Origin of the sequence: Sutcliffiella horikoshii, assembly GCF_044809035.1 — a bacterium.
In the GTDB taxonomy this organism is placed as follows: domain Bacteria; phylum Bacillota; class Bacilli; order Bacillales; family Bacillaceae_I; genus Sutcliffiella_A; species Sutcliffiella_A horikoshii_G.
Genome location: NZ_CP085237.1, coordinates 1,481,204 through 1,497,897, shown reverse-complemented (window position 1 = coordinate 1,497,897; position 16,694 = coordinate 1,481,204). Strand labels below are relative to the sequence as shown.

Below are 16,694 nucleotides of genomic sequence, written 5' to 3'. Positions count from 1 at the left end.
TTCGTGCCTTTTTGCCAAGTCCTCGTTTTTTCTTCCGAATAATAATGTTAACATTGTTTTCATCCTCCATCATTCCTTTGTTTTGTTCTCACTCTTAGTATAGATTTTTGCGCTATTTTCGATAACATACTGCAGAATGGTTTTCTTTCATTCTTTTACCTACAGTCATTTCCAGCTTTATACTGAATGATACTAAGTCTTGAGGAGGAGAAGAAAAAAGGCCACGAAAAAAAGAGATGCATCCGAGCCATCTCTTTTTTCTTGTAAAACATATTTATCTTATAAAACTCGAACAGCTTTTACCGCCCTAGGTTTCCAATAGGTATTATAAGAAGTGAAAGCAACGCCTGTGTTTGTTGCAGCATGTAGGAGCGTGTTAGAATCCGTTACAATTGAAACATGGTTAATGATACCGTCTCCATCTGTATCAAAAAATACCAAGTCCCCTTTACGAATTTCACTCAATGATATCTCCTTGCCAACATTCGCTTGTTGCGCGGAAGTTCTCGGCAGGTTGATGCCGTTTTCAGAAAAGACTTTAACCGTATAGGAAGAACAGTCAAATGCATCGGTTCTGTTGGTGGAGGCACCATACAAATATTTCGCACCCAGATATTTTTTTCCTGTTTCAATGATTGCATCTGCTTTTGCTTCCCAAGATAAGTCAGTACTTGGACTGCTAGATGCACTTCCAGGGATATTGATCACTTGGCCGATAGAAATGCGGTTTGCATCTTTAATCGACGGATTGGCAATCAGCAGGGCATTTAGGGTTACACCATGTCTACTTGCAACTGAGGAAAGGTTGTCCCCACTTTTAATTATGTATGTATTAGCTTTAGGCTGCTCCGGCTTGGTTGGACTAGGAGTAGGAGCGACAGGCTGGCTCGGTGTTGAATTACTTGGTGCAGTTACATTTACTTTTTGTCCTACATAAATTCTGTTAACGTCTTTAATGGAGGGATTTAGCTTTAGTAGATTGTCTAGGGTCGTTTGATGTGCCCTTGCAATGACAGACAAAGAATCTCCGGATTTTATCGTATAAGTAATAGATGTAGGTTGGCTTGGTGCCGGTGATGGCGCTGGTTGGGCAGTGGAGGATCCGCTAGCTTTAATCACTATTTTTTGACCAGGAAAAATAAGGTCGCTACTTAGGTTATTCCATGACTTGATATTATTGACGGAAACCTGATTGCTATTAGCTATCTTCCATAAAGAGTCACCCGATTTTACGACATAATCTGAAGCGTAAGCTTGTCCAGAAAACATGATGGAAGTTACAAGAGCACCTGCTATTACTTTCTTTTTCATAATTGTTCTATTCTCCTCTTCGTTCACTTTTCTATGTATAGTTGTATAGTAGCACGAATTTTTCAACAATAATATAAATTTTTCTTCGTATTTAGCTTTAAAACGACAAAAAGCTTGTAGGACAAAAGTCTCTACAAGCTCAAATTTAGGAATGCTTTGTGTATGGTTATCTTTTTAACTGTTGATTTTCGTTACAGGCGCTTCGCTTTCCAGTGGGCGGTCCGTGAGCCTCCTCACTTCGTTGCGGGGTCTCACTAGTCCCTCCTCCCACAGGAGTCTGCGCGCCTTCCACTACAATCAACTTGGTTTTTACTTATTTATTTTGTTATATCCCGGCAGATCTTTGGAGTCTTTTGGCGATTTCCATGAAATCTTGTTGGGAGATTCCCGGTGCGAATTCTTCTGGAACGCTTTGCAGGTCCGGCATTGGTGCACCAGGTGGAGATCCTTGTATAACCTCAAGCCTTCCTCCGTCTTCTGGATGACTTCCTTTCCAGATCATGGCTACATCTTTATAATCACTCGGACTGAAAGTATAAAGTTTTCTATGCACCCCTTCTGCTTCAAATTTCCTTGTTGTTTCAAACGCTTTGTTCTCCAAGCTTGGGATAGGAACGAGCTTGGTAATGTCCACCCCAGTTGCAATTTCCAAGGCTTTTGCATATGCGATAACATGCACCCCTCCCCGAACAAGGAGATAGCCAATCATTTCCCTGGCCACCGGGTTGTCTGTCATCTGATAAACCCTCATCTTATGGGTTCTTGCCCCACACTCCAGAAAAAAGTTATGCAGCAAATCCAACACTAAATTGCCACTGTTAAAGACATTATCACCTGTCCACGCCCTGCCCATGGAGTCACCGGGTAATGCCGTTTGAGCATTCGCAATATAGTGATACGTGTTGCGGAAATCTTTCGTGTCTCTTAACGGCGTTGCATCCGGTGGAGCAGGATATGTAACACCTTCAAGCATCAGGTTTATCGTCGTGGTTACCAGCTCCACATGACCCAGTTCTTCTGCTGTAATGCTTGCCACCAAGTCGAAAAATGGTTTCAACTTCTTTTTATTGCGAAAATTAAAGGATTGAAACAAATAGTTATTGAGTGTGGACATTTCACCAAACTTCCCGCCAAGAAGTTCTTGAACAGCCGCTGCCCCATTGGGATCTGGATTTTTCGGTTTAGGCAATGGGATTAACAATTGATTTGAACGACAGAACATCTTCTCTCACCCTCCTCTAACCAATCAAAAAGGCTCTATTTACTTGTATGATTTTGGGGAATTGTCCTATAACCAAAAAGAGGCTTTTATCAGACATACGGGACATTCGCCTATACACTTTGGGTGTTTATATCATAAGGTATGGTATCAACGTCAAAAGGAGAGATGTATAAATGGGCAAGGACTCGGGTTGTGGAGCAGGCTTCACACTTTTCATCATCTTATTTATTCTTCTTATCATCATCGGAGCGGCTTATATATATTAAACCTATACAAAAAAACGCAGGATGCAAACTCCCTGCGTTTTTTTACATATGGAAATATGCTTAGAATGAACATAATTCAGAAGTGATAGGTCAAGCTAAGGAGAGAGTAATGGCTGGAGGAATCTATATGCAAGAAAAGACCTATCAACATATGGACATACATACTTATACAGGGTCCTTATATGAACAATCCCCTTGAACGATTGCTATGGAGCATTGCGCTTCCTGGATTTGGCCAATTACTCAACAAGAGATATATTAAAGGATTGACCTTCATCTTCTTGGAGTTCTTAATTAATGTCCAAGCCAATTTCAATTCCATTATTATGTATAGCTTTAATGGAGAAATTGACAGGGCAATAACAGAAGCGAATTATTTATGGCTCATGTTCTATCCTTGTTTGTATTTTTTTGCGATGTGGGATGCTTTTAAAGATTCAGGTGGCGGTAAATCTCCCTATTCCTTTCTTCCTTTCGTAAGCTGTGCTTATTTTGTTACTGTAGGTCTCATGTTATCAGGAAGAATAAAACTATTTGGCTTGATTGTAGGTCCTGTGTGGATGCCCATGTTATTTGTTATTCCGGGACTGGCTGTTGGTTTTCTGGTGCGGGCAATATTGCTATTTTTCACCAAAGAGGAAGTCCAAGGAGGGTGAGGATTTGGGGTATGTTTATACAAGAGATAATACAAAGATTTTTTACCGTTTAATTGGTAAAGGACCTATTACCATATTATTTATCCATCCACCTGGAATGGGTCATGTTACGTTCAAACAGCAACTCCCCTTGTCCACAGATTTTCGCCTACTCTATGTAGACTTGAGAGGAAATGGGAAAAGTGACAAAGGAAATGCACCCATAAAGTTCTCACTTTTAGCTAATGACCTATACGATGTATGTCAACAGTTAAATATAGAGAAGGTGTTCATATGTGGCTATTCAAACGGAGGCTCCATTGCGATGGAAACTGCAATAAAATACCCTGAATTAGTAGAGGGGCTATTATTAATCGGAGCGTTTTCTGAGGTAGATTCGTTCTTGTTAAAAAGCGAGTTTCTTCTGGGTATAATCGGATCTAAAATGAACATGATACATCTGCTAGCAAATGTAATTGCAAAAGCGCATGCCTTTTCCAAAGAATTCGAAAAGGAAATGTCCAACTATTTCTTGCGTACAGATGCAAACGTACTTTATCAAATGTATGTAGAAGGGCTTTCCTACAATTGTACAAATAACCTTCAAACTATTACATGTCCTATTTTACTCATATATGGTCAAAAGGATTATTATATTCATCATTATCAGTATAAATTTATGACACTCCATCGCAACACCAACGTCATCTATATCGGTGGGGCCAGACATCAACTACCTACTAAACATTCCAGCGTGCTAAATAGAATTATCGAAAAATTCATTGAAAATCAAGGTGTGATAAAAAGCGAAAGGGAGTCCATCAACTCCCCAGATTAGAACTATGAGATGGTAGTGGATTTGTTTCCATTATGAGCAGAATGAACGGAGTTTGGATTTATGCAATTATGAGCGATTTTCATTCGGCTTAACGTAGTCTTTAACGTGTCATTTACATCTTTTTCTTTGTCCAATTGGATGTTTGTCATATCTACCATCGCTCGCACAACATTTTCAAAAGCGATACGAAGCTTTTCATCTTGGAGTGAATTCCCGTCTTTTACGATCATTTTCACCAACTCTTTAGCATAGACATTCATCTTCTCCACGGCTTCTACCTTCTGATTCATGATGCACTCCTCCTATAGGTTCATTTTGTTTATAGATATGAGACAAAGCAATAAAGCATGCTTCAACATCAACTTCAACCTTTGCTTATACTATTCTATGATAATTGGACAATTCCTCCTCTTCGACAAAACAAGTCACAGGTTTTTCACGATAATACCTACTTTTTACACATAACCTATTTTCTTACAAAGTTTTTTCGTCTATAATATAGGAAATTGTGAAGAGGGAGTGATAAAGATGAGACTCGTAGAACTTGTCGTAGAGAAAAAGCGTGACCAAATGATGAAGACTGCCATTAAAACCGGACTAACATCTGTTGAAACCGTTAGGCTAAGTCAAGAGCTTGATGAAATGTTAAATGTCTTTATTCCTCCGCATCTTGAAAAACAACTTCCTAAATCAATTAACCTTCATACTAAAAAGCAGTTGCATCATTCCTAAAATTGAGTATAATTACATCAAACTTTTATAAAAATTCATTGATGAAAAAGAGAGTAGTCTATAGATGGCAAACCAAAGCGAATCAGGGACGGTGCAAGCCTGATGGAAGTCTATGGAACGAAGCGCACTTTTGAAATGAAACGGGCACATCACCTATACCGATGATAAGTGGCTTTTCTATTTTACAATGGAAAAGCAATTAGAGTGGTACCGCGGGCAAATGAAACCAAGCTCGTCTCTTCAAATATTTGAAGAGGCGGGCTTTTTTATTTTTTTTCAAAGGAGACGATTTAATTGAAACTGACTGATCTTGCAGCAGAAACACTTCATAATGTTATACCTGATATCCAATTAATTAAGATAACCAATCTTCTAGAAAAGCCGAAGCATGCCCAACACGGCGACCTGGCTTTCCCGTGTTTCGAATTAGCTAAAATTAAAAGAACCGCCCCTCCCCTTCTAGCAGCTGACATTGCAACAAAACTAAGTAGTTCCCTGATTGAAAAAACAGAGGCTGTCGGTCCTTATGTTAATATTTTTTTCAAAAAGGATCTTATCCAACAAATGGTCGTTCAAAAAATCCTGCAAGAAAAAGCACAATATGGCACGCAGAACATTGGGAATAAAGAAACGATTGTTCTGGATCTGTCTTCTCCAAATATCGCCAAACCTTTTTCAATGGGACATCTTCGATCCACGGTGATTGGAAGTGCCACTGCCAACATATTGGAAAAATGCGGGTATGAGACAGTACGAATAAATTATCTAGGAGATTGGGGCACACAATTCGGCAAGTTGATTGCCGCCTATTTAAAATGGGGAGAAGAAGAAAAAATCCGTCTAAATCCCATTCCAGAACTGTTAAAACTTTATGTCAAATTTCATGAAGAAGCAGCAGTTCAAACCCGTCTGAATGATGAAGGACGCAGATGGTTCAAGCAACTCGAAGAAGGAAATGAACAAGCAGTATCCTTATGGAAATGGTTCAGGGAAGAATCCTTAAAAGAATTTAATAAAATATACGAGCTTCTTGGCGTCACATTTGATTCTTATCACGGAGAGGCATTTTATAACGATAAGATGGATTCCGTCGTAAAAATGCTGGAAAAACAAGAATTGTTAAAGGAATCGGATGGTGCTCAAGTAGTGGAACTTGATGACCCTTCGCTTCCTCCTTGTTTGATAAAAAAATCGGATGGCGCTACCCTTTATGCAACTCGGGACCTTGCAGCAGCAGTTTATAGAAAAGAGGCTTATCAATTCTCAAAATCACTATATGTAGTGGGACAGGAGCAATCCATCCATTTTCAACAAGTGAAGGAAGTACTGAAAAAAGCAGGCTTTGATTGGGCAACAGAAATGCATCACATTTCATTCGGTCTCCTTTTGAAAGATGGCAAGAAAATGTCGACCCGGAAAGGCAAGATCGTTTTATTAGAGGAAGTGTTGCAGGAAGCGATTCAACTAGCAGAGAAAAATATAGAAACCAAAAACCCCAATCTTCATGATAAGGGTGAAGTTGCCCGCCAGGTTGGTGTCGGAGCCGTCATTTTCCATGATTTAAAAAATTACCGTGTGAACTCAGTGGAATTTTCACTGGAAGATATGTTGAAGTTTGAAGGAGAAACGGGACCATATGTTCAATACACGTATGCACGAGCTAACTCGATTTTAAAAAAGGGCAACTGGACTCCTCATGAAATTAAAAATGGTATAGGAGATAGTTATTCTTGGGAAGTGACTAAGCTTCTTCAAGAGTTTCCCGAAATTGTTGCAAAGGCAAATATTGGCTACGATCCCTCATTGGTTGCCAAGCATATTATAGATGTGTGCCAAGCATTTAACAGTTGGTATGGCCATGTTAAGTTCCTTGAAGAAGACGCTGAAAAAGATGCTAGACTTGCGTTGGTATCCGCTACTTCAATTGTCATAAAAGAGTCACTGCGCTTATTAGGTATCCAGGCACCTCAAGAAATGTAGGGGAAATCGGCATTAAGAACATGAATCCCGCATCCCTCTCATATATTGTAATATTAATTATACGGGGGGATGCCTATGAAATGGCTTGTACTGATTCATGTCTTAGTTGCCGTTATCGGAATTGGTCCCACATTTTTTGGAAATGTACTTCTTAGAAAACATCAAACCATCTCAGACCTTCGACACAACGTCCTTTTACAACACAAACTCGACTACTTTCCGAAGATTGGCGGAACACTTGCTGTGATAACAGGGATACTGCTTGTTCTCTTTGGCAACTATGGTTCTATTCTCCAAGTTTGGCTTTTTGGTTCCCTTGTTATTTATCTCTCCATCCAAGTCATTGTGATTGGATTTATCTCGCCCACCCTTAGTGAACTTCAACGTTGGTTGCTGCACCCTGAAAACAGAGCTTCTACCCAACTGCCGACCCAGCAGGACGCCGCTCTCCACAAAGTCGGTAATCTCTATTGGTTAGCCTGCATTCTGGGGTTTCTCATCTTTATCTTGATGATCATTAAACCATCTTGATCTATAGGTCATCTCCTTTGCAGCTGAAAGTTATTGGGCATTTTTAGGCGGAGGTGTTGGCCTATATTGATTAAGCGAATTTATCAAAAAAAAAGGCGCCCTAAATCTCAGGCACCTCCCACTCCAGTATCCGCTCCTTTCCTTCTTCGATAAAATGCCTCTCTCCCCATATAACTGTTAAAAAGCATTTCCATTTTCTCCAAATCGTCTTCTGAGACTACCGGATCACGTTCATCCCAATACACATAGGAGACAAAATAATACTTCCGGATGGGAGAGAAAAGCACCTTAGAGTGCGGAAACTTATCAAAAAACCCTTGTATCTGCCCTTTTTTCATATACGATATGTTCACCAGTTCCATCAACATCACCTACTTGTATAAAGGATAGGTCGAAATTACAGGCAAAGGGGCTTATAGTTTTAATACCACATCTATAGGTGAAATACAGCATTATAACTGTTCTCTATTTCATGTCAAACCATTTCATTCCGCTAAAAAAATTATGCCGCAATATCCCGCTTCACAAATGTCAAGAAACTCACCACGTGCAACAACACAAAATAAATTAGAAACATAACGGCTGAAAATCCGAAACTAACACCTGATACAACGGGAACTCCTTCAAGCAATGCTTCAAAATGAATGTTGGCAAAAGGAGAGTACTTGGCCCATTCAAACTTCATGCTTATTAGCGATGTTATTTGAGTCCCAGTAAATAAAAGAAATAGCGAAATCCCGATTGCAAGCGAGTTATTCCTAAATACACTGGATATCATGAAGGCGATGGTAGCGAACATGATTACTCCTAAGCTGCTTAATGCCAGTTTCAAGATTAGGTATAAGAACGGATGAACCTCCAACACTTCACCTCCAGCATACAACAGGGATGGTGTACTATCAAAACCAAAAGCAATAGCACCCGTTACAAATGTACTTACAAAAAGAATGGTATAAAAAATGACCATGAACACTAGCACACTGATGTATTTTGCCAGCAGAATCTTACTTCTGCTTATCGGTCTGATCATTAAGAGTTTGATGGTCCCCCAAGTAAATTCACTCGCGATCATGCCACCGGCAATAATGACAACAAAAAGGGTCACTAGACTCGTCAACCCGAGGTTCTCATCCATGTATGTCCAAACTGTATTCCCAGTTACCGGTTCCATATCATTTTCCAAACGGTGCTCATTTATTGCCAACTGTCGCTCTAGATTGCGTCTATCCCCTTCCTCTGACTCTTCGATTGACATTTCCAGAAACTGATTCTCTTGTTCGATAGATTCTTCCCAGCTAAGCTCTTGGCCGTTGGCACCGCCTTCACTTCTCGCATCATCAAGCATGGACCCCATCATGATGGTAAAAACGACTCCAACTGCGGACAACAATACTAATATGGCACTCATCACATAAAAGCTTGGCCTTCTAAACCATTTAATCAGTTCATTTTGAATTAAATTTTTCATTGTTAGACACCTCGCTCCTGTGACGTTTTTTCTAAGAATTTATCTTCTAGGGTTTTCGTTACTTCTTTCACTTCAAAGACAGCAATTTCACGTTCTACCAAGCTTTTAATAAACATAGGAACAGCTTCACGATCCATCTCCGCCTGCAGTTTGCCTTCTGCAAGATTATGAGGCATCTCCATTTCACCCATCAATGCCATCACCTCTTCCACCGGCTCACATTCCAGCTGATACAGTGTTTTTCCGCCGTCGTTTATAAAGTCTCTTATACTTTGTATATCAATCAGTTCACCCTTTTGGATGATACCGACTCTATCACACATCAGTTCCATTTCGGATAAAAGATGACTTGAAACAACAATAGCCATTCCTTCTTCCCTGGCAAGACTGCGCAAATAATCTCGAATCTCACGAATACCCGCAGGATCCAACCCGTTCGTTGGCTCGTCAAGAATTAACACTTTCGGTTTATGTAATAAGGCCTGCGCTATTCCTAAACGCTGCCTCATCCCCAAAGAATAAGTTTTCACCTTCTCACGGATCCTTCCGGTTAATCCGACCAATTCTATTACTTCATCTAGTCGTTCCGGTGTTATCCCAGGCATCATTCTGGCATATTGTTTCAAGTTCTGATATCCCGTCAAAAACTTATACATTTCCGGATTCTCGACGATTGCCCCGACTTGGCGGACCGCCTTCTCAAAGTCAGTCTTGATGCTTGCTCCGTCGATGTGAATATCCCCTGAAGTAATATTCATCAATCCGACCATCATTCGGATAGTAGTCGTTTTCCCGGCGCCATTGGGTCCAAGAAAACCGAACACTTCTCCTTTATACACTTCAAAGGAAACATCCTTGATGATTTCTTTACTTCCAATATCTTTACATACATTTGTAAGCTTTATTGCCACTTCATTCATGCATTACAGCTCCTTTAAATCTCTATTTTTTTCACGTTCCTGACAGTCAGAAAAAACAATAACATACTTATAAGTAAAAATACTGCTACTAACCCAAAGGAAAATTCGGCCATTGTGACACCCATTGATATTTCCTGAAATCCATCAGCGGATTCCGTAACTTTAGTACCAACAGATACAGCTGGAAAACTACCAATCTCCTTTAAACTGTCAAACCCTGTACTTTGGATGAACCCTTTGTGTACTTGAAAAGCCATATAAGCTATAAACCCACTTTGGATTGCCCTTATCACCTCATAACGTTTCCCTCTTGCTGATGCATATTGGGACCAGAAGTAGACCGCCCAAACACATAGGTATACACCCACGCCCAGTATGGACCATATCAAGGACATTGCACCAATAAGGGTGTTTCCTTGAAGGAAAGGTTCCCCACTAATAAAGATGGATATGGTATAAAACACAATCGCAAAAGATATAGAAATTAGGCAATTAATCAACGAAATTACTAATTTACTAGAAATAAGAGAACGAACAGGATTCGGATTATACAGCCACATTCTTAATTTTTGCTCCCTTACAAGGTTCATTACCATGTCTGTACCCATATAAAAAATATGGATGCTTATGATGGTCAGACTGATGGCAACCGCGACACTTGGTTCGGTGATACTAAGCGACACACCAACCCCGACTATCCAGAAGATCAAGATAAATAAATGATTCTGCCATTGGCTTTTCAGTGAAATCTTCCATTCCTTTGATAACAATCCCGTGTAATAGCCCATTCCTTCTCCCCTCCTATTCCTGTAAATTTGCAATCATCCAGTCTTTAACCGACAGCCCATCCGATTCCCTAATCTGTTCTACGTTTTGATGAGCAATAAAGTTTCCATTTTTTATTAACACCACTTCATCTAGCAGTGATTCGATTTCATCTATTTCATGAGTGGCAATGATGATGGTCTGTTTACCAAAATCCAAAAAGGTCAAAAGTCCCTTTACAATTGAATCTCTCACCATAGGATCCAACCCTGAAAACGGCTCATCTAACAAAATATAGTCAGCCTTTCTAGCCAGTGCCAGCACAAGCTTAAGCCGTCCCCTATTTCCTTTGGACAATGCTTTTATCTTTTTGGATGGGTCCAGCTTCATGAACTTCAAAAGTTCTTCCGCTTTCTCCTTGTCGAAATCTCCAAATTGGGATGAATAGAACCTCACCATATCTTCTACCGATAAGGCCTCATAAAACACATCAAGTTCTGTCATATAAGCTACCTTTCTTGCAATCTGGCGGTTGGCTATCTCGCCATCCACCGTCACCTTACCTTTATCAGGTCTGACTAAACCGGCAATCATTTTTAGACTGGTGGATTTTCCACTTCCGTTAGGACCGAGCAATCCAATTATTTTTCCCTTTTCAAAGGACAGATCCCCATTTTCCACTGCAATTTCTTTGCCGTATTTTTTACTCACCTGTATGAATTCAATCATTTCCGATTCTCCCCCTTCTCCAAAAATCTTTCCACACTTTCAAGTATCTCTTTCTCTGAAGCACCGATCTCCCTCATGCTGTGGACAAAGCTTTCTACGACTCTGGTTTCCATGCCTTTTTTCAACCTCAGCAGCATCCCCTCATCCTCTGTAACAAAAGTCCCTTGACCCCTCTTGGTTACCACGATTTCCATCCTCTCCATTTCACTGTAAGTTCTTTGAATGGTATTCGGATTTACACCTGACTGGATTGCCATTTCCCGGACGGAAGGAAGTTTATCCCCGGGCTTAAGCTCACCGCGAACAATTTCTTTACTAATCCGATCGATGATCTGCAGATATATCGGTTTATCCGCATCGTATTTTGCTGTCATTTTACTTCCACCACCTTATTTAGGAGCAAGCTTGATAGAAAATAAAGAACCATAATTTTTATGGAGGAAATAAGGATGCCTGCCAATGAAATCTTTTCTGCACCAGACTGAATAGAAAGACCATCTTCTTCTATATAGACATTCATGAATTGGGTCATTTCAATCGGAACAGGTAAAATCGAGTGCAGCCCTGCCAACAACTGCTTTTCTATAAGTAAAATCAACGTGAAGCTTGCAATGATAAATAATGTAAAAAGAACCACTTTAAACTTCGCCAGATAATAGAATTTCCCCATTGAATGATATACCGTCCAATAAAACGTGTAGAAAATTGCGAGTTCCAATCCACTAAATGTTAATTGGACGCTCATTTGAATAATAGATCCTACCGTTAAGAAGTGTTCAATTGAACTACGAAAGAAAATCACCGTAATCCCCAATAACAGAAAAGCCACTAATAAACTAATTAGTTGAAGGATCATCCCTGTCAGAATCTTACTCCCCAAAATCATGTTTATTGAACGTGGATTATGCAGCCACATTTGCGACTTTTCTTCTATGCTTAGCCCCGACCCAACCATCATGGTGATATATATCACATGAATACCAACAATCATAGTCGTCGCAATGAATAGAAATTCATAGTTATTGGTTAACAAACATCCACCCAATACAACCGCCCAGATAAACAGCTTGAAACATGTAAGGAAGATAAATGTGTTTTTTGACAAAAGCCATTCTTTCCTCATCAACCCTCTAAAAGCTCTGGTTTTCATTAAAACTCCCCTTTCTGTTGTAGTGTTCTAGTTAGATAGTACACTAAGACAAGTTAGAACGTCAACCATTTTTTCAATTATTTTACAACAAGTGATGATAAGAATTTATGTTAAACTTCTCCATTGTTATTCCGATAAAATAAATACCCTCACTTCGCAAGTGTGGTAAAATGACACTGGTGTACATATATTTAGTTTTTTTTACAAATTTCTACTTAATCACTTATTATTTTTTAGAATATTTTGTATAATATACTTACAAATTTCTTCATGTGTTTAGGAGTGAAGTGATGGATACAAGAGCGAGAAGAATTGTTCGTAACAATAAGAAAAGTCAATTCCACTATTTAATTCTCTTAAAAGATTTTGTCGGATCTTTTGTACTTCATGCTATTTCACTGGTCATTGTGGCTGCCTTCCTGATTTGGGTACTGGATAAGGTGTAAAAAATAAAAAACGAGAAGGAGTCGAAATCCTTCTCGTTTTTTATTTAACCTTTTCGTCTTTTTTTTCCTCTATCGGCTGTAGTTTTGATTTCTTATAACGCACTTTGGTTGCCGCATAAAACACACCGGCTGAGCCAAAGACTAGCACGATAAACACTTGGCTCCATCTAGTATGTAAGACCCCCATCATCGCACTTAGCATATAAGCAATAAGAATCGGTATTAGCACTGTATAAAGAGATAGGATGAAACGGAATTTTTCATCTACTTCATAAACGGTTTCGCACCCTTCGCACTTAATAGGGCGATACCCGAAAAAGACAGAGGTTAACTTGGTTTTATATTTTACTTCTTCTTGACAGTTTGGACATTGGTGAAATGACATGTAATCGACCCCTCCTTACTATTGCTCTTACATTTCATCATATCAAAAGCAACGCCAAAGGAATAGTTGCAAAATATATAAAAAAGATCCAGCACACACATTCGTGCACCGGACTGGACAATCAATCACCTTTTGACATAGGAGAGGACATGACCTTCACGAAATTTTCAGCGAAACTCATTGAATTCACTTCAAGCGCAATGGTCACTTTGTTACCTTTTTCCTCTGGTTTTGGACGGAAGTCAGCGATGCTAACCCCCCTTAAATTACCTTCATCCAATCCTACTTTCACTTCTTTTTCGACGTACTTAAAAGCTTGCGGCGTTGTGACTGCAAATAATGTCATGACATCATGCAAAGGACTTCCTTCTATCCCAGGGATAAGCTTTTGGTAAGCTTCGAAGTAATAATCAAATATATCTTTGATGAGATTTTGGTAAGGGTTGTTTTGTTCTGAACTTATATCATCTATCATCTCAGGTGTGATTATGGCATCCTTCGTGACATTCAACGGATAAAGAACACCATTTTCTACTTTATCCATCACAATACCTGCTGCGATAGGATCTCCATAGAAATTAGCCTCTGCCCCTGCCGTTACATTGCCAGGAGTAAGAAAGGCTCCTCCCATTAAATAAAACCCCTTAACTGTATTCATGGTTTCGGCACCAGCAAGATTAAAGGAAATAGCAAGAGACGTAGACCTCCCGACATCCACTATTATCAAGTCTTCTCCATATTTCTCAATCAGTTTGAAAACCGCATCAAAATTCAGAAGCTCCCCTTTTATGGTGGAAGGTGGTTTAATAGGTCCCAAACCTTCTTCCCCATGAATTTCCGGATAATAGGGAGTAAACTCGCCAGATAATGCTGTTTTCGCACCACCAATTAATACAATGTCCTTTTTGCCCCCTAGTTCTAGAAGATAGGCGACATTTTGCGTTGCCTGTTCTTGATCGACATTTCCATAGCTTGTTACAATACCGACCAATTCAATTTCAGGGTTCAATAAGGCATAAATAATGGCCAAAGAGTCATCAATTCCAGGGTCGCAATACAAAAGAATCTTTTGAGGCATTTATCAGCCCCCCTTATTAGGTGTTATCCTATTGTATTCACTCCATTGTCATAACTGACCTATTCGGTAATTCCCGTGCTGATAATTCTTACTTCAGCCTCCACTTCTACTTTTAATGTTGGATAGGTCTCATTCTTCCATTTTTTAAAGTCAAAGCCCCTTTTACGCGACTTCGCTTCATACCCAAAACCAATTGGGTCGACCCCTCTTTCTTTAAACTCCTTAATCATGGAATCCGATTCACTGATTATTTTTTCTTCTATTAATTTTTGAAACTCTTCTATTTTCTTAGGTGTAACTTTGTTCCCAGTATACTCCCTTACAACCCCATCCACTTTTATAATAACTTTGATAGAGGGGGTGTCACCATTCCATTTTACTTTAAATTTTCTCTTTGACTTAATGCTTTTTACAGATATGTATTCATCTTCCCCATCCACTTTTAATGAGAGAGTCCCCTCAGAATGTTTGTCCACTAATGTTTTAAAATAAAATAATCTTTCATTAGGGATGGTCATTTCATATTTATCTTCTTTCATTACGGCCACACCGACAATTTCTGCACTGTCTTCTGTTTTCATCAATATAGGTAAATTGGGATCTTTTCCTTTTTGATAAAAGTCTGATAGGAAAATATGCATATTGGTTTTCGGTACATCCCTTCGGTCAATATTATGTTTAAGTAAATTGAATAGATGGTCTCCTATTCCCCTTGTTCCAAGATTTTGCTTCAAGATTTCCCTGGTCTCCCCTTCAACAATTGCCAAGTATAGACCTGTTCCGATACTTGCATCACGTTGTAAACCATCAACCAGGTGGATCACCCCTTTTTCTGCCATCGCTTTGTTGAACAAAACTAACTCTAAACTTCCGTTGACTATAGGGGCGGACGATTCCTTCTGCGCATTTCTTAATATATCCTTATTCAGTTTCGAGATTGAAGTAAAAGTTTCATTGACGATTGTTTGATCGGCTTTGTACACAGGGACGACGAATGTTCCCATCACTTCGTTTTCTCCGATCAAATCAAACCCTTCCACTGATTCAATATTTATATCATCGACAATTTCTTTTTCCAAGCACCCTGTAAGAATAAGACAGATTGAAAACAACCAGATGATATCAGGACGAAGCATTTTCTTTTTTCCCCCTTCTCCAATGGACAAATGCTATGACCAGAAATAAAAACGGAATATAAACATATCCCATGTAGAACCCGATTTGTCCCAAATAAGTATTTAAATCATTTATTAATTTCCTGTCTTCAAATTGATTCATTATAATAAAAACGACTATTAAAATGCCAATCAAGGCGGTCCTGTGTTTAAAATTTGTCATTCTTTTGGCAAGCCGGCTGCCACACCATAGAAATAGACAAACGTTCGGAAGAATTATTAAACACCAATTCGCAATCCCAATATATTCGACCCGTTCTACAAAAGGCAACTCAATGATTTTCCAGATGGAGAGAGTTGCCCATATATTTTTTTGCAATTTCCCTTCACTGAAATAAGCGAACGTGATTAGTGCAAAGATTAAATAGATGGACGAAGTAACAAACACCCCTAAGTGTGCCCACTTCTTTGATTGCTGAGGTTTACTTATAAATGGGTAAAACATCAATAATGTTTCAAAACCAAGCATACTTAAGGTCATATCTCTCCCTGAAAGAAAAATATCTTTCAAAGAGTGGTCAAATATAGGTAACAAATTCCTAAAATTGGCGTATTCCAAAGGAAGTAAAATGGTTAAGAACAAGTACGCCGGTAGCATTACCCCCAAAAAGGCGACGCCAGTAATCACTCTAAATCCACCCGTTATAATGTAATAAACAAGTAAAAGGAATATCAAAGAAAAAAACCAAGTACTTAAATCTGGAAATAGCCACACTTGTACCACTTCGATATATGTCCGCAGAACCGTTACCGACGTCATAATAAAGTAAATCACAAAAAATAGGTTAAGTAGATTTCCAATCCATTTTCCAAAAGCCATTCGGTGAGCACTTGCTAAATCCCCATTGCTCTTTTCACATATTTTATAAATCATATAGATGATGATATGAGTGAAACCACCAAAAAGGATGATGCCTATCCAAGCATCATATCCGGCAGACATTGCAATAACCCGCTGATAGCCAAGTGCCCCAACCCCAAACTGCGTACTATGAATTAAATAAAACACTAAAAAAGGCGAAATCTGGAATTGCTTTGGAATCTTTTGCAATGTCATACCTCC

General features: G+C 39.2%; 21 protein-coding genes. 7 read left to right on the top strand and 14 right to left on the bottom strand.

From position 1 onward, the window contains the following. Positions 1-279 precede the first annotated feature (279 nt). Positions 280-1,311, bottom strand: a complete 1,032-nt coding sequence (locus LG307_RS07940; RefSeq protein WP_404449578.1) for a LysM peptidoglycan-binding domain-containing protein — start codon at positions 1,309-1,311, stop codon at positions 280-282. Positions 1,312-1,636: 325 nt separating this feature from the next. Then, on the bottom strand, positions 1,637-2,533 hold the full coding sequence (locus tag LG307_RS07935) for a manganese catalase family protein (protein ID WP_404449577.1): 897 nt from the start codon (positions 2,531-2,533) through the stop codon (positions 1,637-1,639). Positions 2,534-2,706: 173 nt separating this feature from the next. Between LG307_RS07935 and LG307_RS07930 the strand changes: the two genes are divergently transcribed. The 3 genes from LG307_RS07930 to LG307_RS07920 all read left to right on the top strand — a co-directional run bounded on the left by LG307_RS07930 (position 2,707) and on the right by LG307_RS07920 (position 4,272). After that, a complete protein-coding gene (locus LG307_RS07930; RefSeq protein WP_404449576.1) occupies positions 2,707-2,799 on the top strand; it encodes a YjcZ family sporulation protein in 93 nt (30 codons plus the stop codon). Between the two features lie 182 nt (positions 2,800-2,981). After that, positions 2,982-3,455, top strand: a complete 474-nt coding sequence (locus LG307_RS07925; RefSeq protein ID WP_404449575.1) for a hypothetical protein — start codon at positions 2,982-2,984, stop codon at positions 3,453-3,455. A 4-nt stretch (positions 3,456-3,459) separates the two neighbouring features. Beyond that, on the top strand, positions 3,460-4,272 hold the full coding sequence (locus tag LG307_RS07920; protein WP_404449574.1) for an alpha/beta fold hydrolase: 813 nt from the start codon (positions 3,460-3,462) through the stop codon (positions 4,270-4,272). Between the two features lie 2 nt (positions 4,273-4,274). Here the strand turns inward: LG307_RS07920 and LG307_RS07915 are convergent, their stop codons facing one another. Then, positions 4,275-4,562, bottom strand: a complete 288-nt coding sequence (locus LG307_RS07915) for a hypothetical protein (protein ID WP_404449573.1) — start codon at positions 4,560-4,562, stop codon at positions 4,275-4,277. Between the two features lie 238 nt (positions 4,563-4,800). Between LG307_RS07915 and LG307_RS07910 the strand changes: the two genes are divergently transcribed. The 3 genes from LG307_RS07910 (at position 4,801) to LG307_RS07900 (ending at position 7,515) form a co-directional block, all read left to right on the top strand. Continuing rightward, positions 4,801-5,004, top strand: coding sequence for an aspartyl-phosphate phosphatase Spo0E family protein (locus LG307_RS07910; protein WP_404449572.1), 204 nt, complete (start codon positions 4,801-4,803; stop codon positions 5,002-5,004). 294 nt (positions 5,005-5,298) lie between these two features. Then, the gene (gene argS / locus LG307_RS07905; RefSeq protein WP_404449571.1) at positions 5,299-6,984 is read left to right on the top strand and encodes an arginine--tRNA ligase; all 1,686 of its coding nucleotides are present in this window, start codon (positions 5,299-5,301) and stop codon (positions 6,982-6,984) included. A gap of 75 nt (positions 6,985-7,059) precedes the next feature. Continuing rightward, complete coding sequence (locus LG307_RS07900) at positions 7,060-7,515, top strand: DUF2269 family protein (RefSeq protein ID WP_404449570.1); 456 nt, start codon at positions 7,060-7,062, stop codon at positions 7,513-7,515. Positions 7,516-7,622: 107 nt separating this feature from the next. On the opposite strand, the gene LG307_RS07895 is transcribed toward LG307_RS07900, so the two are convergent. The 7 genes from LG307_RS07895 to LG307_RS07865 form a co-directional block, all read right to left on the bottom strand. After that, a complete protein-coding gene (locus tag LG307_RS07895; protein ID WP_404449569.1) occupies positions 7,623-7,877 on the bottom strand; it encodes a hypothetical protein in 255 nt (84 codons plus the stop codon). Positions 7,878-8,017: 140 nt separating this feature from the next. Then, complete coding sequence (locus tag LG307_RS07890) at positions 8,018-8,983, bottom strand: ABC transporter permease (RefSeq protein WP_404449568.1); 966 nt, start codon at positions 8,981-8,983, stop codon at positions 8,018-8,020. Positions 8,984-8,985: 2 nt separating this feature from the next. After that, positions 8,986-9,903 (bottom strand): ABC transporter ATP-binding protein, encoded by a 918-nt coding sequence (locus LG307_RS07885; protein ID WP_404449567.1) that lies wholly within the window; start codon positions 9,901-9,903, stop codon positions 8,986-8,988. Positions 9,904-9,917: 14 nt separating this feature from the next. Beyond that, the gene (locus LG307_RS07880; RefSeq protein ID WP_404449566.1) at positions 9,918-10,691 is read right to left on the bottom strand and encodes a hypothetical protein; all 774 of its coding nucleotides are present in this window, start codon (positions 10,689-10,691) and stop codon (positions 9,918-9,920) included. Between the two features lie 13 nt (positions 10,692-10,704). Further along, positions 10,705-11,397: an ABC transporter ATP-binding protein gene (locus LG307_RS07875; RefSeq protein WP_404449565.1), complete on the bottom strand. Its 693-nt coding sequence runs from the start codon at positions 11,395-11,397 to the stop codon at positions 10,705-10,707. Further along, positions 11,394-11,771, bottom strand: a complete 378-nt coding sequence (locus LG307_RS07870) for a GntR family transcriptional regulator (RefSeq protein ID WP_404449564.1) — start codon at positions 11,769-11,771, stop codon at positions 11,394-11,396. Before LG307_RS07870 ends, LG307_RS07875 begins: the two co-directional genes overlap by 4 nt. Continuing rightward, positions 11,768-12,547, bottom strand: coding sequence for a hypothetical protein (locus tag LG307_RS07865; RefSeq protein WP_404449563.1), 780 nt, complete (start codon positions 12,545-12,547; stop codon positions 11,768-11,770). The genes LG307_RS07870 and LG307_RS07865 overlap by 4 nt, the downstream gene beginning before the upstream one ends. A gap of 290 nt (positions 12,548-12,837) precedes the next feature. On the opposite strand from LG307_RS07865, the gene LG307_RS07860 reads away from it, so the two are divergent. Next, positions 12,838-12,993: a hypothetical protein gene (locus LG307_RS07860; RefSeq protein WP_404449562.1), complete on the top strand. Its 156-nt coding sequence runs from the start codon at positions 12,838-12,840 to the stop codon at positions 12,991-12,993. 40 nt (positions 12,994-13,033) lie between these two features. On the opposite strand, the gene LG307_RS07855 is transcribed toward LG307_RS07860, so the two are convergent. The 4 genes from LG307_RS07855 to LG307_RS07840 all read right to left on the bottom strand — a co-directional run bounded on the left by LG307_RS07855 (position 13,034) and on the right by LG307_RS07840 (position 16,688). Next, positions 13,034-13,378 (bottom strand): TIGR04104 family putative zinc finger protein, encoded by a 345-nt coding sequence (locus LG307_RS07855; RefSeq protein WP_404449560.1) that lies wholly within the window; start codon positions 13,376-13,378, stop codon positions 13,034-13,036. A 121-nt stretch (positions 13,379-13,499) separates the two neighbouring features. Then, positions 13,500-14,456: a nucleoside hydrolase gene (locus tag LG307_RS07850; RefSeq protein ID WP_404449559.1), complete on the bottom strand. Its 957-nt coding sequence runs from the start codon at positions 14,454-14,456 to the stop codon at positions 13,500-13,502. Between the two features lie 59 nt (positions 14,457-14,515). After that, positions 14,516-15,592, bottom strand: a complete 1,077-nt coding sequence (locus LG307_RS07845) for a Ger(x)C family spore germination protein (RefSeq protein ID WP_404449558.1) — start codon at positions 15,590-15,592, stop codon at positions 14,516-14,518. Next, a complete protein-coding gene (locus LG307_RS07840) occupies positions 15,579-16,688 on the bottom strand; it encodes a GerAB/ArcD/ProY family transporter (RefSeq protein ID WP_404449557.1) in 1,110 nt (369 codons plus the stop codon). The genes LG307_RS07845 and LG307_RS07840 overlap by 14 nt, the downstream gene beginning before the upstream one ends. Between the last annotated feature and the right edge of the window lie 6 nt (positions 16,689-16,694).

Coding starts and splice junctions, on each gene's coding strand:
- LG307_RS07855 (WP_404449560.1), bottom strand. CDS start 13,378: ATGTCATTTCACCAATGTCCAAACTGTCAAGAAGAAGTAAAATATAAA.
- LG307_RS07935 (WP_404449577.1), bottom strand. CDS start 2,533: ATGTTCTGTCGTTCAAATCAATTGTTAATCCCATTGCCTAAACCGAAA.
- LG307_RS07845 (WP_404449558.1), bottom strand. CDS start 15,592: ATGCTTCGTCCTGATATCATCTGGTTGTTTTCAATCTGTCTTATTCTT.
- LG307_RS07840 (WP_404449557.1), bottom strand. CDS start 16,688: ATGACATTGCAAAAGATTCCAAAGCAATTCCAGATTTCGCCTTTTTTA.
- LG307_RS07890 (WP_404449568.1), bottom strand. CDS start 8,983: ATGAAAAATTTAATTCAAAATGAACTGATTAAATGGTTTAGAAGGCCA.
- LG307_RS07915 (WP_404449573.1), bottom strand. CDS start 4,562: ATGAATCAGAAGGTAGAAGCCGTGGAGAAGATGAATGTCTATGCTAAA.
- LG307_RS07875 (WP_404449565.1), bottom strand. CDS start 11,397: ATGATTGAATTCATACAGGTGAGTAAAAAATACGGCAAAGAAATTGCA.
- LG307_RS07865 (WP_404449563.1), bottom strand. CDS start 12,547: ATGAAAACCAGAGCTTTTAGAGGGTTGATGAGGAAAGAATGGCTTTTG.
- LG307_RS07930 (WP_404449576.1), top strand. CDS start 2,707: ATGGGCAAGGACTCGGGTTGTGGAGCAGGCTTCACACTTTTCATCATC.
- LG307_RS07910 (WP_404449572.1), top strand. CDS start 4,801: ATGAGACTCGTAGAACTTGTCGTAGAGAAAAAGCGTGACCAAATGATG.
- LG307_RS07870 (WP_404449564.1), bottom strand. CDS start 11,771: ATGACAGCAAAATACGATGCGGATAAACCGATATATCTGCAGATCATC.
- LG307_RS07860 (WP_404449562.1), top strand. CDS start 12,838: ATGGATACAAGAGCGAGAAGAATTGTTCGTAACAATAAGAAAAGTCAA.
- LG307_RS07880 (WP_404449566.1), bottom strand. CDS start 10,691: ATGGGCTATTACACGGGATTGTTATCAAAGGAATGGAAGATTTCACTG.
- LG307_RS07895 (WP_404449569.1), bottom strand. CDS start 7,877: ATGGAACTGGTGAACATATCGTATATGAAAAAAGGGCAGATACAAGGG.
- LG307_RS07885 (WP_404449567.1), bottom strand. CDS start 9,903: ATGAATGAAGTGGCAATAAAGCTTACAAATGTATGTAAAGATATTGGA.
- LG307_RS07925 (WP_404449575.1), top strand. CDS start 2,982: ATGAACAATCCCCTTGAACGATTGCTATGGAGCATTGCGCTTCCTGGA.
- LG307_RS07850 (WP_404449559.1), bottom strand. CDS start 14,456: ATGCCTCAAAAGATTCTTTTGTATTGCGACCCTGGAATTGATGACTCT.
- LG307_RS07900 (WP_404449570.1), top strand. CDS start 7,060: ATGAAATGGCTTGTACTGATTCATGTCTTAGTTGCCGTTATCGGAATT.
- LG307_RS07940 (WP_404449578.1), bottom strand. CDS start 1,311: ATGAAAAAGAAAGTAATAGCAGGTGCTCTTGTAACTTCCATCATGTTT.